Source organism: Sphaerisporangium dianthi (assembly GCF_042654065.1).
Lineage (GTDB): Bacteria > Actinomycetota > Actinomycetes > Streptosporangiales > Streptosporangiaceae > Sphaerisporangium > Sphaerisporangium dianthi.
Window position 1 is genome coordinate 25,482 of the sequence record NZ_JBHSFP010000024.1, and the last position, 14,701, is coordinate 40,182.

At 68.6% G+C, this 14,701-nt stretch carries 12 protein-coding genes; 3 read left to right on the plus strand and 9 right to left on the minus strand.

What is annotated here, in order from left to right; translation table 11 throughout:
• Positions 1 to 58: 58 nt before the first annotated feature.
• The 5 genes from ACFO60_RS27970 to ACFO60_RS27990 are packed head-to-tail and all read right to left on the minus strand — an operon-like array spanning position 59 to position 3,754.
• The gene (locus ACFO60_RS27970; RefSeq protein ID WP_380845602.1) at positions 59 to 565 is read right to left on the minus strand and encodes a DUF1707 SHOCT-like domain-containing protein; all 507 of its coding nucleotides are present in this window, start codon (positions 563 to 565) and stop codon (positions 59 to 61) included.
• Positions 562 to 1,365, minus strand: a complete 804-nt coding sequence (locus ACFO60_RS27975) for an ABC transporter permease (RefSeq protein ID WP_380845605.1) — start codon at positions 1,363 to 1,365, stop codon at positions 562 to 564. Before ACFO60_RS27975 ends, ACFO60_RS27970 begins: the two co-directional genes overlap by 4 nt.
• Positions 1,362 to 2,327, minus strand: coding sequence for an ATP-binding cassette domain-containing protein (locus ACFO60_RS27980; RefSeq protein WP_380845608.1), 966 nt, complete (start codon positions 2,325 to 2,327; stop codon positions 1,362 to 1,364). The genes ACFO60_RS27975 and ACFO60_RS27980 overlap by 4 nt, the downstream gene beginning before the upstream one ends.
• Positions 2,328 to 2,345: 18 nt before the next feature.
• A complete protein-coding gene (locus ACFO60_RS27985) occupies positions 2,346 to 3,248 on the minus strand; it encodes a DUF4097 family beta strand repeat-containing protein (protein ID WP_380845611.1) in 903 nt (300 codons plus the stop codon).
• The gene (locus ACFO60_RS27990; protein ID WP_380845614.1) at positions 3,248 to 3,754 is read right to left on the minus strand and encodes a hypothetical protein; all 507 of its coding nucleotides are present in this window, start codon (positions 3,752 to 3,754) and stop codon (positions 3,248 to 3,250) included. The genes ACFO60_RS27985 and ACFO60_RS27990 overlap by 1 nt, the downstream gene beginning before the upstream one ends.
• A 291-nt stretch (positions 3,755 to 4,045) precedes the next feature.
• Here ACFO60_RS27990 and ACFO60_RS27995 point away from each other — a divergent pair, with 291 nt between their 5' ends.
• Both ACFO60_RS27995 and ACFO60_RS28000 read left to right on the plus strand, forming a co-directional pair.
• A complete protein-coding gene (locus ACFO60_RS27995; RefSeq protein ID WP_380845616.1) occupies positions 4,046 to 4,201 on the plus strand; it encodes a hypothetical protein in 156 nt (51 codons plus the stop codon).
• A gap of 224 nt (positions 4,202 to 4,425) precedes the next feature.
• Positions 4,426 to 4,851, plus strand: coding sequence for a methyltransferase family protein (locus ACFO60_RS28000; protein WP_380845619.1), 426 nt, complete (start codon positions 4,426 to 4,428; stop codon positions 4,849 to 4,851).
• Positions 4,852 to 5,204: 353 nt separating this feature from the next.
• On the opposite strand, the gene ACFO60_RS28005 is transcribed toward ACFO60_RS28000, so the two are convergent.
• Together ACFO60_RS28005 and ACFO60_RS28010 are read right to left on the minus strand one after the other, a co-directional pair.
• Complete coding sequence (locus tag ACFO60_RS28005) at positions 5,205 to 8,066, minus strand: hypothetical protein (RefSeq protein WP_380845622.1); 2,862 nt, start codon at positions 8,064 to 8,066, stop codon at positions 5,205 to 5,207.
• Positions 8,063 to 9,391, minus strand: a complete 1,329-nt coding sequence (locus ACFO60_RS28010) for an SWIM zinc finger family protein (RefSeq protein WP_380845625.1) — start codon at positions 9,389 to 9,391, stop codon at positions 8,063 to 8,065. Before ACFO60_RS28010 ends, ACFO60_RS28005 begins: the two co-directional genes overlap by 4 nt.
• Positions 9,392 to 9,514: 123 nt before the next feature.
• Between ACFO60_RS28010 and ACFO60_RS28015 the strand changes: the two genes are divergently transcribed.
• Positions 9,515 to 9,934 carry a restriction system modified-DNA reader domain-containing protein gene (locus ACFO60_RS28015; RefSeq protein ID WP_380845628.1) on the plus strand — a complete coding sequence of 140 codons (420 nt, stop codon included), beginning with the start codon at positions 9,515 to 9,517 and terminating at the stop codon, positions 9,932 to 9,934.
• A 1,602-nt stretch (positions 9,935 to 11,536) separates the two neighbouring features.
• On the opposite strand, the gene ACFO60_RS28020 is transcribed toward ACFO60_RS28015, so the two are convergent.
• Both ACFO60_RS28020 and ACFO60_RS28025 read right to left on the minus strand, forming a co-directional pair.
• Entirely contained in the window at positions 11,537 to 13,537 is a 2,001-nt protein-coding gene (locus ACFO60_RS28020; protein WP_380845631.1) for a hypothetical protein, read from the minus strand.
• Entirely contained in the window at positions 13,534 to 14,682 is a 1,149-nt protein-coding gene (locus ACFO60_RS28025; protein WP_380845634.1) for a 5'-methylthioadenosine/S-adenosylhomocysteine nucleosidase family protein, read from the minus strand. The genes ACFO60_RS28020 and ACFO60_RS28025 overlap by 4 nt, the downstream gene beginning before the upstream one ends.
• Between the last annotated feature and the right edge of the window lie 19 nt (positions 14,683 to 14,701).

Below are 14,701 nucleotides of genomic sequence, written 5' to 3' on the forward strand. Positions count from 1 at the left end.
GGCGCCCTGCGAACGTGCGTCCCTGAGCGACATGGCGGTCCCAGCGAGATCCGCCCTGTCACTTACGTGAGGCGCGGATGGTCAGGCGGCCATAGGGGAGATCGCCGGTGACGTGGACGTCGAGGCCGCCCGGGCGTGGGCGGGCCGGGGTCTTGCAGGTCACGCGGCCCCAGGCGGCGTGGACTCCGTCGGTGTTCGCGCCGGCGCGCGGGGGCAGGATGATCGTGGCGTGGCCGTAGGTCAGGCAGAGTTCGATGTCGAGGCGCGGGTGCGGGATGTGGGCGCGGGACAGGTCGAGGCGCACCCTGCCGTACTCGGACTCGACCCGCAGCCGGCGTGGGACCGACCAGTGTCCCGTCCGGGTGAGGTTCCCGCCGACGGACCACAGCCGGACCGTCCCGTCCGGCAGGTCGGCGACGATCGGCCGCAGTTCGTCCGCGAAGGTGGCGGTGAGCGCCCGTTCCAGGCGGAGTTCCAGCTCGGTGGAGCTGAGCCGGCCGTCCGCATAGGCCTGCTGGACCAGATCCACCGCCCGGTCCCGATCGCGGTCGCAGACCCGGCTCACCGGCCCACGGCCTTCTTGTACAGCCGGGTGGCCAGCGGCACGAACACGACCAGGAGCACGACCGACCACAGCAGCGACACCGGCACCGCATGCCTCAGCGGCCAGGCGCCGGGCGTGGGCATGGCCGGGCTGGTGTTGCCGAACAGCTCGCGTGCGGCCTGGATCAGCGTGGAGACCGGGTTCCATTCGGCGATCACCCCGAGCGGGCCGGGCAGGCGGCTGCTGTCGGCGAACGCGTTGGACAGGAACACCAGCGGGAACGACACGATGGTCACGATGTTGTTGAACACCTCAGGCGTGCGCAGCGCCAGCGCCACGGTCGCCGTAACCCAGGAGAAGGCATAAGCGAACAGCAGCAGCATCGCGAACCCGAGCAGCGCCTCCAGCGGCGAGGTGCGGATGCGCCAGCCGACGAGCAGGCCGACGAGCGACATGGTGACGACGCTGGTCAGGTTCATGATGATGTCACTGATGGTCTGGCCGGTCAGCACCGCAGAGGGCGACATCGGCAGCGTGCGGAACCGGTCGAAGATGCCCTTCCGCAGGTCCTGGGTGAGCGTGTAACCGGTGATCTGCGCGCTGCTGACGATGGTCAATACGAAGATGCCCGGCAGCATGTACTCGCCGTACGACATGCCGGGCAGACTGATCATGCTGCCGAAGACGTAGGTGAACAGCAGGACGAACACGATGGGGAGCATGACCACGCCGCCCAGCAGGTCGGGCGCTCTGCGGATCTTCAGGGCGTTGCGCTTGGCGATCGTCAGGCCGTCGGCGACGGCCAGCTGCACGGCGTTCATCGGCTGGTCTCCTTGGTCTTGTGGCCGGCCTGGTGTCCGGTCAGGGTGAGGAACACGTCATCCAGGGTCGGCCGGCGCAGACCGACGTCGCGTACGGTGATCCGCTCTGCGGCCAGCCGGCCGAGGGCGCTGGTCAGCGTGGCGGCGCCGTCGGTCACCGGGATGGTCACTCGCAGCGCGGTGTCATCGACCCGCAGGTCACCGGCGGCCAGCGGCGCCAGCGTCCGCGCGGCGGTCTCCAGGCCCGCCGCCGTGGCGACCGACAGCTCGATGCGGTCGCCGCCGACCTGGCCCTTCAGTTCGTCGGCGGTGCCGAGCGCGATCACCCGCCCGCCGTCGACCACGGCGATGCGGTCGGCGAGCCGGTCGGCCTCCTCCAGGTACTGGGTGGTCAGTAGCACGGTCGTACCCGCCGCGACGAGCTCGCCGATGACCTCCCACAGGCCGATGCGGGCCCGAGGGTCCAGTCCGGTGGTGGGCTCGTCCAGGAACAGCACGGGCGGGTCGGCGACCAGCGCGCCGGCCAGGTCGAGCCGGCGCCGCATGCCGCCGGAGTAGCCCTGCACGGGACGGTCGGCCGCGTCGGTGAGGTCGAAGCGCTCAAGCAGCTCGTGTGCGCGCTCCCGGCTGCGCTTGGCGCCGAGATGGTAGAGGCGGCCGACCATCTCCAGGTTCTCGGCGCCGGTGAGGTGGTCGTCCACGGCGGCGTACTGGCCGGAGGCGCCGATGTGGGCGCGCAGCCGGCCGGCGTCGCGGACGACGTCGAACCCGGCGACGCTGGCGTGTCCGGCGTCCGGGACGAGCAGCGTGGTGAGGATGCGCACGGTGGTGGTCTTGCCGGCGCCGTTCGGGCCGAGCAGCCCCAGCACCGTCCCCTCGGGGACGCGCAACTCCATGCCGTCGAGGGCGGTGACGTCGCCGTACTTCTTGACCAGGCCCTCGGCCACGATCGCGTCCGGCATCAGAACTCTCCTTGCGGGTCAGGAACGGTGGATGAGGATGTCGCCGTATGTGGTGTGGGCCCGCACCTCGACGGACCGGTCTGTCCCACTGGGGGCGTCGCTGGGGTCGAGGGAGACGTCCACGGTGCCGTACGTGGAGCTCACGTCCAACCAGGCGGCGGTGCCCTCGCGGATGCCGAGGTCCAGCCCGCCGCCGTTGGTCTCCAGGACGACCGAGCCGCGGGTCACCTCGCCGATCTGCAGGCCGGCGTACGCGGTCTTGGCGGTGACGCCGGCCAGGGCGCGGTCAACGGTGAGGTCGCCGTGCCCGCTGTTCAGCCGCAGTTCTCCGGTCACCTCGCGGATGCGGACGCTGCCGTGGGCGGTCCTGACGGCCGCGGTGCCGTCGATGCGGCCGATGAGGATGTCGCCATGCGTCGTGATCACCTCGGCGTGGCCGGACGCGGCGGTGACCGAGATGTCGCCGTAGGTGCTCTTCAGCCGCGGCAGGCGAGCCTGCTCGACCCGGATGGCGCCGTAGGACGTGGTGCACGCCACCTCGCCGAGCGGACCCCGGCAACGCAGGCTCCCCACCGCCAAGGCGTCCACTTGGGAACCCGCCGGCAGGCTGACCGTCACGTCCACCGAGCCCGGGCCTACCAGCAGCGAACGCGCCCAGGACGCGAGCCCCGAGCCGGAGCGCTGCTCGCTCTCGCCGCGCACCACGAGCCTGCCGTCGGCGTACTCGACCTCGGTGCGCTCGGCGGCCTGTACGTCGGCGTCGTTGTGCTCGTCGGTCGGGCGGATCTCGACGACGGTGTCGGCGCGGGCGCCCGCCTCGACGCGGACAGTGGCGAGTGGCGTCTCGAAGATCACGGAGATCGGTTCGGGGGTGTCGAAGGTCGGCATTCCGCTTCCCTGGTCGTGGGTTGGCCTGGACATCAGCGCACCCAGCCGCGGTAACGGTCGCCGGGCTGCTGGGGTGGACGCCGGCCTCCGCTCCGGCGGGCGTCGCCGGGGTCGAGCGCGGTGGAGATGGCGCGCACCAGCCAGGCGTTGGCCGACAGCCCGTCGCGGGCAGCGGCCTCGTCGATGCGCGGCTTGAGATGCTCGGGGACGCGCAGGGAGATGCGGGACGTGCCGCCGTCGTCGGCCTCCGGAGGCGGCGGCACGGACGGCCGTTCTTCCTCGTACGCAGGGGTGGTGGGCGGTGACGTCACGACGAACGCGGGGTCGCGGCCACGCAGGCGCACTTCGACCGAGCCTGGCGCGAGCTCTTGGGTGATCTCATCGGCGGCGGCCGACAGGGCTTCGAGCAGCGCGAGCCGGGCGGCCGACTCCAACGTCGCGGCAAGCCGCTCCGCCAGCGCGCGCGCTTCCTCCCCGCCCGCACCCGCGGCGATCGCGAGCTCCCGGCGAAGGTGATCGACATACGGCGCAAGGTCCATGACGTCACTATGACATCATCATGGCGTCATAACAAGCGAGTGAAGGTCACCCTGATGACGCCACCTAGGCGTCAGGTTGTATCTTGCCTGGTGGCGGCGCCTGGTAATCGGTGAAAGTCACCCGCACGTCCTCTCCCTTTCGCGGACGCCTCGGAGGCGGAACCCGGCTGATACGGCACGCGAAGTGGCGTGGTCCGCCGAACTCCGAAAGGTGAACCGCGTACGACGAAGCCAAGGCGCTTGATCCGGCGGTCCCGGCCATCCACCCTCGCTGCGTGCGTGCTGTCGGCCGTGGTGCTAAGCGGCCGTGCGGACCGGCTGTTCCCGGTCGAGTTCCAGACCCGCGTCGCCCAGCAGCGCCTCGGTGTCACTCCCGAGAGACTGCCCGGGGGTCATCTCGTCGCGCTCAGCCGACGCGAAGAACCGGCCGACGCCCTGGACCGGTGATGCCCATCTCGCTGTCGCCGTCCCTCCGCAGAAGGCTCCCCCTCGCCCGTCGATCATCCGCGGGTTAAGCTCGGGATGATTATTTCATTATCCGATGAGTTATCTGCGAAGGGGCATGGTGAGACATGCGCAGGACGCCTGCGGCCGTCGGGAGTGCGGTGTTCTTTGCCGTGGCGCCCGGCGGTGTGGCCGGATTCGGGCCGTGGTGGGTCACTCGCTGGCGGATGGCGGATCTGCCCGACGGACTCTCGTGGGCTGCCGTCCCGCTCCGGGTGGCCGGGGTGGTGCTCGTCCTGGCGGGGGGCGCCGTACTGGTCGACGCCTTCGTCCGCTTCGTGACCGAAGGGTTCGGGACCCCTGCGCCCGTCGCGCCTCCCGAGCACCTGGTGGTCGGCGGGCTGTACCGGTATGTCCGCAATCCGATGTACGTGGGAGTGCTCGCGGCCATCGTCGGCCAGGGGCTCCTGCTCGCCCGGTCCGAGCTGCTCTGGTACGCCGCCATCGCGTTCGTCGCGGTCTTCTGCTTCGTGCGGGTGTACGAGGAGCCGACCCTGCGCAGGAGCTTCGGCACCGAGTACGAGGAGTACCGCGCGGCCGTACCCGGCTGGTGGCCCCGGCTGCGCCCATGGGTCAGGACATCCAGCGGGTGAGCAACCTGATGGACCGTTGCGGGATGCGGGCGAGACCGGGTCGCAGACCGGTCGCCTGCTTGGGATGCGCCTGTTCCGAGAGCGGGGTGAGCCCGAAGACGTGGACCGGCCTTGCCTCACAGACTCCGGTCATCGCGACAGAGACTCCGGTCATCGCGACGTGGCCGGGATGGGTGGCGGCCGGAGGCGAGGGCTCGCGGACCTCTGCCGGAGGCTCGGTGGTGCCGGAGGCTCGGTGGTGCCGGAGACTCGGTGGTGCCGGCGTCCCGCTCGCGGTCGGTGAACTTCGGTCGTCGTGAGGCCAGCACTTCGGTGTCGTGGGCGAGTATGAGCGTCCTGGTCCCGGCGGAGGGTCATGGGGTGGGACGGGTGAGGTGGGTGTGGAGGCGTTTGCATTCGTGGATGAAGCGGATTGTTCGGCGGCTCTGAGCGAACCTGGCGATGACGGGGATCTCTCCGCGGGCGCCGGTCCAGCGGGCCACGTCGGTGGCGAAGGCGACGAGGTCGGCGTGGGTCACGGTGATGCGCCGGCCCTCGCGCGGCAGCATCTCGGCGAGCAGAGTGCGCAGGATGCGCCAGACCTCGTGGTGGGCGCCGGCTTCGGCCAGTTCGGTCAGAGCGGCGATGGCGGGGCGGGTCTCGCGCCAGGTGCGGCGTAGCACCAGGGCGAGTTGGCGGCCGATGGCCTCGGCGGGGAGGTCGCCTCTGGTAGCCATCCCAAGGATGAGCGGGATGATGCCGGGCACGCCGCCGGACAGGAGGAAGGCGAGGATCACCGCGGTGGACTCGCCCAGCGGGCCCTGGGCGATCTCCAGGCCGCTCAGCTCCGCCGGAGCCGTCCACGTGCCCCAGTGGTCGCGCAGCAGGAAGGGAAGGAAGTTGACGGCCACGACCTCGCGGTGCGAGGGCAGCATGGCGGGCCATGCCCTGAGCGTCCCTATGGACTCGTCGACCGCCCAGTCGGACGGCCGGCGGAGCAGCACCTCGTCGATCAGCCGATGGCCGGTCGGGGCCGTCACCCGCAACACGGGCTGCAGTCCGACCTCGGTGAAGTGTTCCGGTTCGCCGTCGCCGAAGTCGACCATGGACGCGCCGACCATGTGGCGCCACACGTGGCCGCACTCGGGGTCGGCCATGCCGTCGCCGGCGAGCCAGCGGGCCGCCGAGCGCGCCGCGTCCGAGTCGATCTTGGCGGCCCGGTCGGCCGCGGCCGGGTGGCGGCCCCGGGGCAACCGCAGCAGCGCCTGCGCCAGGTCGGCCGGGGGTGGCTCCACGCCGGCGGCGGCGCAGGTCTCCAGCCGGTCGGCCAGCACGTCGGGGTCGAGGTGGCCGCTCATCCAGGTCGGCGTGGCCAGCAGCACCGGCGGCAGGGTGCCGTCGCGGAGGGCCTCGGCGAGTTCGGCGTAGCGGTGCAGCAGGAAGTCGTGGGGCGGGGAGACGTGATCGGGGTGCGGCAGGTGGTTGCGCCGCCGCCACTCGTCGTGCTCGGACAGTTCCCCGGGCATGGAGGAACGCAGCCAGGGCGGGGCGAAGACGACGGTCACCTGCACGAGCGGCTCGTCCGAATTCGGCGGGGGCACCTGCTCCCCCGCTCCCATCGCCGCGTTCCGCGCGGGATCCACGTCGAGCTCGGCCATGCGCTCGTCCGGGTCGGGGTCCCCGCCGGGGGTGGGGGCGCGCACGATAACGGAGTGGTCCGGGCCGTCCCAGAACTTCTCCGGCTCGATCGGTGGTGGCTCCGGCACGCTGCCGGGGGTGACGAGTTCGGCGGACAGCGCCGCCTGCCAGTCGCCGGGGTCGAGGCGCACGTCCCTGGACCGCCAGTGGCCCTGGTCGTACTCGACATGGAACCTGAGCTTGCGGCGCAGTTTCGCCCGGTCCTCGGCGATGCCGGCGACGAAGGCCGCCAGCCAGCGTTCCTGGCCGACCCAGCGTTCGTGGTAGTCAGGGGTGATCGACGGTTCGGGGAACCTCCGCGCCTCTTGGAGACCGGGCAGCGGCGGGAACTCCTTGCGCGCCGGCGGTTCCTCGACCGGGCTCTCTCCGCCGAACCGCTCGGCCAGCTTCGCGCCCAGGTCAGCGGGGAGGTGGCGGACGCCCTCGAGGATCTCCTCGGTGTGGCCCGCGAACAGGTCGGCGTATTTCAGGGTCAGCTCGACCGCGCGGTTGCGCACGTCGAAGGACTTGTGCGCGTACGCCGTGGTCAGCGCGGTCACGAAGTCGGCGGCCGCCTCGGGTGTGGCCCGGATCGCCTGGTCGAGCCAGCGCAGGCCCGTGGCGGCGAACTTGGCCTCGTCCCGGAAGGTGAGCGCGTCGACCGCCTCGACCAGGTCGGCGTGGTCGAGCGGCATCGCCCCGCGCACCTGCCCGGCTGCCAGCTCGGCGACCGTACCCGGGGCCGACGGCAGCAACCGCAGGTAGTCGCGCAGGCGGGGAGCGGACTCCGCGGGCGTGGGGTCGAGGAGCGTGTGGAGCCGGACGAAGAACCGCAGGTCCTGCGCCTCGCCGCCACGCAGGAAACGACTCACGCAACCGTCGAGCACCTGATCCCTGGGCAGCTCGCGGGCGGCGGCGGCCAGCCAGCGGGTCGGCCGGGGCTCCAGCCGCTCGTCACGCAGGGCGCGGCCCGCGCCGTCAGCGGTGAAGACACGAGGCAGCAGCACGGGGGTCAGCGGGTCACCGGCCACGCTCGGCGCGGACAGCCAGGCGGCCACCAGCGGATCGTGGTCGGGCGGCACGGCGCCGGACTCGCGGAGCAGCGCCACGGCCAGCGGCGCGATGCGGTCGGCGGGACGGCGCACCCGCTGGGCCAGCCGGACCGCGACATCACGACGCCACTCCAAAGGGCGGGCGGCCGCCACCCGGCATACCTGGCCGACATCGAGGTCCTCGGCCCAGCGGCGGTTGACGTCGCGTCCGGTCATCCACGTCACCGCGGCCGCAGGGCCGGTGATGACGCCGACACCGGTCAGCAGCAGCGCGCCGGCCAGTTCGTCGAGCAGGTCGCCGACCTCCCAGGAGGCCATCTCCTCGAAGTCGTCGGGATGCTCGGCGCGCACCTGCTCGGTGCGGACCCGGCGCAGCTCCTTGACCAGGCCCGGCAACCGCCCGCCCAGCTCGGCGCGCTCCTCCTCGCTGAGCGTGACCAGGCGCTCGGCCAGGCGGGTGACCTGGTTGCGCGTGACCAGATCACAGATCTCCGTCCAGAGGGTCATCGGGACACCTCCACGGCGGCACGGGCGACGATACGGGCGGCGAGTACGTGTTCGCACGGCCTGTGGGAGCCGCGATGGTCCCACCACCATTCGCAGGTACAGGAGCCGTGGGCCAGCGAGACCCGGCGCGCGCCGCCCGAGGTGTGGACGGTGGCCGACTCGCCTTCGAGATGGAAGGCGCCCGCATCGACGAGCCTGCGGGCCTTGGCCAGCCGCGGGTTCAGCAGGACGACGTTGTCCTTGTCGTAGGGCAGCTCACGGTGGAAGTGGGCGGCCTCGGCCAGGTCGTAGCCCGCCCTGCCGACGACGCCAAGCTGGGTCAGCGCAGCCCGTACCCGGTCGGCGGGGATGCCCGCTCGGTCGGCCAGCAGGCCGATCTCGACCTCGGGCTCGAAGTTCAGCAGTATGCCCACGACGTCGGCGTCGTTCCCTGCCTCGTCGGTGGCCAGGTCGTCCAGCACGGCACCCCCGTCGGAGAAGCCGCGCCAGCGCTCGGGCGAAAGCGTGAGGGTGTACCGCATGCCGGGAAGCTCCAGCTCCCAGGCGCTGGACGCGGCGTCGGCCGGGCCGTACACCCGGAGGGACTTCGCGAAGCGGAGCAGCGGCAGGAGGGTGCCGAGCGGGTGGGGGCCGGCAAACTGGACCGCGCCCGGAAGCCGACGGTCGGCGACCTTCAGGTCACGCCCCGACTGCGTCACCCACACCGTGCCCTTCTTGGGCAGCCCGCGCAGGAACCGCACCGCCGCCATGCCGGTCAGCTCACCGCGCTGGTCCATGCCCGAGGCGATGACCTGCACCTCGGCGAATCCGCGTAGCCAGCGCTCGGGCAGCGGCACCTTCTTCTCCACCACCGCGCCGTCCATAGTGGTCACGACCAGCTCGTCGAGGCCTACGCCCAAGTGCAGCGGGTCGCGCGCGCCGATGCGCGCCAGCGCCTCGCGGAGCGGCGCGTTCACGTTGACGTTAGTGGTGCCCCGGTCGAACACCTCGCCGTCGAGCGCGCCGTTCAGCAGGTCGAGCCGGGCGTACACCCCGCCGCAGGCCGAGAACGACTCGAACCGCAACCGGTCTCCGTTGCACGTCACCACCAGGTCGCGCACCCAACCGGGCCGTGCCTGCGACTGGTGGTCGCGGGCCAGCACCACATCGGCGACGCCGAGCAAGGCCGCCGCGACGGGGGCCGCCTGGGTCACCTCGCCGCGGAAGAACCGGGGGCGCCACGGCCGGCCGGACAGGGCCCGCCCGCCGGAGGTCGCCAGCCCGAGGCGGCCGTCGACCAGGGAGGAGGGCGCGGCATAGGTGTACGCCTGCGTCGCTGAAGTCATGGCCGGGACAGTAGATCTTCCCACCGACAAAGCGGCGCGGCAGATGTCACATGCCTCTTGCCCGAAAGCTGCCAAACTGGCAAACTTGCCGACTGGCAGCCAAACTTGGATCAGGAGATTGCCATGCCGAAGATCGAGATTGACGACGAAGTCTACAAGGCGCTCCAGGACGAAGCGGAGCCCTTTGTGGAGACCACTCCCAACGAGGTTCTCCGACGCATCCTGCTGCGCGCACCCGGCAAGGAGTCCGAGGTAGACAGTGCAGATCTTGGCGAGAATCGTCCTGGAGTACTTCGCCGCTTGATCGACCAGGGTCTTCTCGCAGCTGGCGACAAGCTCGTATGGAACCGTCCCCGAATCGGCGAGATTCACCACGCGACCGTGCTTGCGGGCGGTTCCATCCAGATCAGCACGGGTGAGATCTTCACGAAGCCCTCCCCTGCATGCAAGAAGCTCATCGGTCAGGAGACTGACGGCTGGTCAGCGTGGCATCGGGAAAGCAACAATCGGTCCCTTAAGGATCTTCGAAGCGAGCTCGGTTAGTCGAGAAGCGATATCGAGCGGGACAAGAGCATTGCCGAATGATGCCTGACGAATCAAACGAGGCGGAGCAGGCGACACTGTCCCTCGGCGAGCGGGCGGGCGACGGCGCCGGTCCCGGCTGACTCCAAGCCCCACCGTATAGGGCACCGCCACACCGAGTGGCACCGCCGAACCGGAAACGTGCCGACCCTAAAAGTGAGAGTCATCCAAAGCTACCGATGAGACAAACCGATCAGCCCAATCGATGGGAATGACGTTGTCCGCTTCGTGACCCGTAATTGAGGTCCACGGGGAGATGGAGATCATCCGGCTAAAACGTGCGCAAGCCGGGCATACCAGCAGCTCCACCGTTAAGACGCCAGCGAGAAGGTAGGCACAGGCGTCAAATACCTCCATAGTGTGAGGGCGGCATCTGACCGCTAAAAGCGAGCGGCCCCTGCGCCAACAGGAAGCCGCTCTCACGTCCCCGTCCACAGTCAGCAGAGTAGGACGTACCCATTATGAAACCATCCCACCGACGTAGCAACCAACCTCCTATCGATCCCCCACGTCTACCGCACCGTTGGGCCACCATCCTTGGGCTGTCCAGCATTGTCGGCTTCGCAGTTGGTAGCCTCACGGTCTACTCCGTAGGTGGGGTCCGGGGGGTGAGCGCCGGCCTGGCCGCAGGTATCGGGATCGCCCTTGCCGTAGCGACCTGGCTCCACAAGGCCATGGAGTAAGAGACGGGGTGATCAGGCGGGAGGTCGTCCACCACGCACATGATGCCCGCCTTCTCCGAGCCGGTCGCCGTCACCAGGTCTCGTTGCAGGGTGGGCCCGTGGTCGACCAGCACCAGCAGGACGGCGAAATGCCGCAGCTCGATGCCGAGCGGCCGGAGCGTCTCCGTGGCCGCCGCGGCTCGCGCCAGTGCGCCCGGCGCAGCAGCAGGCCGAGGGCGAAAGGCGAGGTGTTCCCGAGGTGGCCTGTGACACGCGAGGCGGGGGAACGGTGATCTGGTCGGCGGCCACGGAAGAACACTACCTGGCATTTACTCGTTTAATACGGTAGTGATCGATACTAAGTGCCGGGAAGCCGTCCGGACGACGTGATCGTCTGGTCTTGGCCAGCCAGCCCTTCACGTCCGCGTGCGTACAGCTGGCCCGACGGGGAGCGTCGGGCCGTTGTCACCGACGACCGAGCCGACATGTACGCCCGCGACCACCTACCGGGAGTGGCTCGCGGGCCCGGCGACCAACCGCCCCCTCCGTACAGCAGATGCACCGTGCCCCTGATGCTCGTGCCCGTGGATGCGCCCGCCCTGCCGTAATGCCATGGTGGCCTGCCGCACCGAACGATCGTGATCGGCGTGCACGGTGGCGGCGCTGCGACCCTGCCCGCCTCACGGGCGAGGGCGAGCTGATCGCGACTGTCGTCCCGAGAGGTCACGGCCACGATCGGGCCGGTGTTGACAACGATTACGCTTTGTGCCCATAACGCGCGAGATGTCTTCCAATCGTTCGGGCCGTCGTTCCGGCATGCTTGGGTTGACAGCCACATCCGCGTGACGGCAAAGCTCGCAGGTCGGCCAGGTGTTTGACAGGCGTTTCGAGGAGTGCAGGTCTAGCCAAGCAATCCATCGGTGGTGTCCATGAGATCCGCCAGTCCATCTTGCTCGCGCTTGCGTTCCTGGCTGATCCATTCCTTTCCTTCAGCGGCGACGCCCTCAAGGATGTGCAATGTGCTCGCGAGTCCTGCGCTGTCGAGCGTCACTTGCGACACGGTGCGCATGTCCTCCCCCGTCTCCAGGTCGACAGTGGGCGCCGGTCCCGTCACCTCGACCTTGATGGGGGCACCGTTCATCAGCGTCAATTCGAAGGTTCTGTGGGCGTCGTCGGCCTCGGTGGCCTGGACCGCCGCGACCGACTCGTATCGGTAGTTGATCCGGACTCGGTTGTGGAGCGTGGCCTTCTCGAAATCGAGGTCGACCGTCATCTGCCGGACGCCGTCCTCCGTAAGGAGGAAGACGAGGATTGTGTACCGTGAGTAGCGCCAGGGCCCTTTGCGAACCCGTGCCCGTTTGTAGGACGCGGCCGGCGCCTCGATGAAGGCGTGGGCGATGAGATCGTGCGGCTGTAGCTTGTAGTGCCGCATTGCTTCTTCCATCAAGGCCTTACGGTCACAGTCCAGCCAGTGGGCCATCTCCGGATCGCCCGGCCTGTCGGAGAGCTTACGCTTCCACCGGTAAAAGGCCGCGTTGCGTTCGGCCAGCAGTTGGGTGGATTCTGCCTGATCGGCAGCGAATCGCTTATGCTCCAATATGATGCGTAACCAGCCACGAACGGTACTCCGACCGACTGCTCCCATGATTATTCCGGCGGCGGTGACGCTAAACGGAGCTACATGAAGTCCGTTCCAGGTCAACACGGTCCCGCCAGTGGTGAGCACCATGGCGCCAATGGCGAAGGACACCTTCGTGAAAGCGGAGACCCGGAGTTGCTCGCGGTACTCCCATAAGACGCCCTTCTGCCATCGATCTTTGACATTTGCGACAAGGTACCTGGTAAGCCAAGCGACTTGTTTGGCGTCGGTTCTGCTTTCTCGATAGATCTCGACAACCTCATCGCGCAGTACGCGACGAATGCCGGCTATATGGGTCAGCCATTCTGCCCTGCGCACGTCTCGCGGCACGTATCTCGCGAAATATTCGTCGAACTGCCGATCGATTTTATCGGCGAAGCCCTGGCGCGTGGAGGACAGCCGTCGTTCTGCTGTCAGATACATGAGATCCTTGGCCTTGACGCGTGTGGCGCGGAAGCACCATTCGACACCGTTCTTCGTGAACGCGTAGCAACCGGTGCCGACGAGCAGGAGTGCGACCGCCGTCGACGACCAGGAATGCTGCCATGACTGGAGGCTGATGTGGTAGATGGACGCCAGCAAAATGGTGCCCGACGTGATCGACAGGATCCATTCACGGATCGTGGTGTCAGGGGGACGCGGCGGACGTACTCGTGCTTTGGCCGGTTCGGGCTGGAAGAATTTCCAGACTCGTTGCAGACGCTGATGATCGCATCGGTCTCTCCTCGCCGATTCGAAGCTGCGGGTCCAGAATCCGTCCTGAACGGGACCCTTCAGTAGCATCTCAAGGCTTCGCAGAATCTCGTCTCGGCGAGCGTCAATCAGTTCCTCGAGCTGTTCTTCGATGGCGAGGGGATCGACATCTGGGGCCTGGAGCGATGCCAGCAGGGCATTGATCACCTTGATGGCCTGGGTCCACTCATCGTCCATCTTGTCGACGAGCTTTCCCTGCGCGAAGCGTAGGAGGGAGAGATCCTCTTTCGGTACCTGCTGCAGCGTCCGACCACTCAGCACGGCCAGCAGTAGGTAGTAGCAGTAATGGCTCGTCACCTGGCCGTTCAGCACGGCCTCGCGGATGCACTCCCTCGCCCTCGCCGGCATGCCACCGGTCAGGTAGAGAACACCCACCTCGAACTTTCGCTCCGGCGGAGCATCAGATAGGACCTGATACACGTAGACGTCCCCGTGTACGGCCTCCGCTTGCACGCCGACGGTTGCGGAGTCATCCGCGATGTTGGCCCGGCCAAGGTTCGGATCGCTCATGAGATGCCTCGGACCACCGCGATGACCGACGCCACTTTTGACGCCAGTTCGGCCACGTCCATCAGCAGACCGCGCAGCTTCTTGAGGGCGATCAACGCTCTGCCCTTGCCCTGTTCGGTGCTTTCGGACAGAGACTCGTCGATGATGATGATCTCCGTTTCCGCCGCGGCGAACGTATCCTCATCTACTTTCCCCGCCGTTCGCGCCTGTGCCAGTTTCGTACGCAGTTCAGCAAGGAGTGCCGCCGAGTCGGGGGCGGGCTCGATGGGCTGTCCTACCGAGACATTGCCGTAGATGTTCCCCGCCTGTACGCCCACGCGCGCGTGGTCACGGGCGACGTTCCGCACATTCTCGGCCATCGGTTCCCGTGCCGCCTTTCCCACCGTTGAAGGAGAGAGCTCCGCAGCGAGCTCCTCAACGAGGCTGATGGCGAACGCCGCAGCGTTGGCCACCGCCGTCGTCTGCCAGTTCGCGCCATCGGTGACTACCTTGGTGCCGTCGGCCCAGTCGCTGACACCTCGTACCACGACCATCGGCAACGCCCTGTTGTGATGGGCGGCCTGCGCTACACCGGCGGCTTCCATCTCGATCGCCAGCGCATCGTTGTAGGTCTGCCGAACCCACTTGGCATGTTCCGAGACAGCCGAATCCTGCACCACCTCGCCAGCCGCGATCGGCCCGAAGCGCACGACCGGAATCACCGTTTCGTCGGGGATATGCCGTTTCCAGGCGCCGTTGCGCTCGACGTGATGCGCCACTTGCTCGAGTTCGTGCGAGATCTCCCAGGCGCGCGGGCGCGCTTTGAATCCATCGTCCTCACTCGTCCCGCCGTGATAGGCGTAGACGTGTGTCGCCACGACCACATCGCCCAGGCCGATGTCGGGCCACAGTGCTCCAGCCACACCGACGAACAGCAAGGCGGAGGGCTCGAACTCGGCGATCGCTCGCTCAGTGAGCACGGCCGCTGGATGGTTTCCCTTGCCGACCAGGCCCAACGCTACCTGGTGACCTCCGCCCACGAGGCGGCCGACCTCGAATCGAGTGCCGGCGCGATGGCGATGCACGCGCGTTCCGGTCAGGTACTTGCGGACGGCCTGGTACTCCAGTTCCAGCGCGGTGAGGATCACGATGGGACGCTCGCCCATGAATGCACGCCTCCTTTGG

Coding starts and splice junctions, on each gene's coding strand:
- ACFO60_RS27975 (WP_380845605.1), bottom strand. CDS start 1,365: ATGAACGCCGTGCAGCTGGCCGTCGCCGACGGCCTGACGATCGCCAAG.
- ACFO60_RS27980 (WP_380845608.1), bottom strand. CDS start 2,327: ATGCCGGACGCGATCGTGGCCGAGGGCCTGGTCAAGAAGTACGGCGAC.
- ACFO60_RS27985 (WP_380845611.1), bottom strand. CDS start 3,248: ATGTCCAGGCCAACCCACGACCAGGGAAGCGGAATGCCGACCTTCGAC.
- ACFO60_RS27990 (WP_380845614.1), bottom strand. CDS start 3,754: ATGGACCTTGCGCCGTATGTCGATCACCTTCGCCGGGAGCTCGCGATC.
- ACFO60_RS28000 (WP_380845619.1), top strand. CDS start 4,426: ATGGCGGATCTGCCCGACGGACTCTCGTGGGCTGCCGTCCCGCTCCGG.
- ACFO60_RS28005 (WP_380845622.1), bottom strand. CDS start 8,066: ATGACCCTCTGGACGGAGATCTGTGATCTGGTCACGCGCAACCAGGTC.
- ACFO60_RS28010 (WP_380845625.1), bottom strand. CDS start 9,391: ATGACTTCAGCGACGCAGGCGTACACCTATGCCGCGCCCTCCTCCCTG.
- ACFO60_RS28015 (WP_380845628.1), top strand. CDS start 9,515: ATGCCGAAGATCGAGATTGACGACGAAGTCTACAAGGCGCTCCAGGAC.
- ACFO60_RS28020 (WP_380845631.1), bottom strand. CDS start 13,537: ATGAGCGATCCGAACCTTGGCCGGGCCAACATCGCGGATGACTCCGCA.
- ACFO60_RS28025 (WP_380845634.1), bottom strand. CDS start 14,682: ATGGGCGAGCGTCCCATCGTGATCCTCACCGCGCTGGAACTGGAGTAC.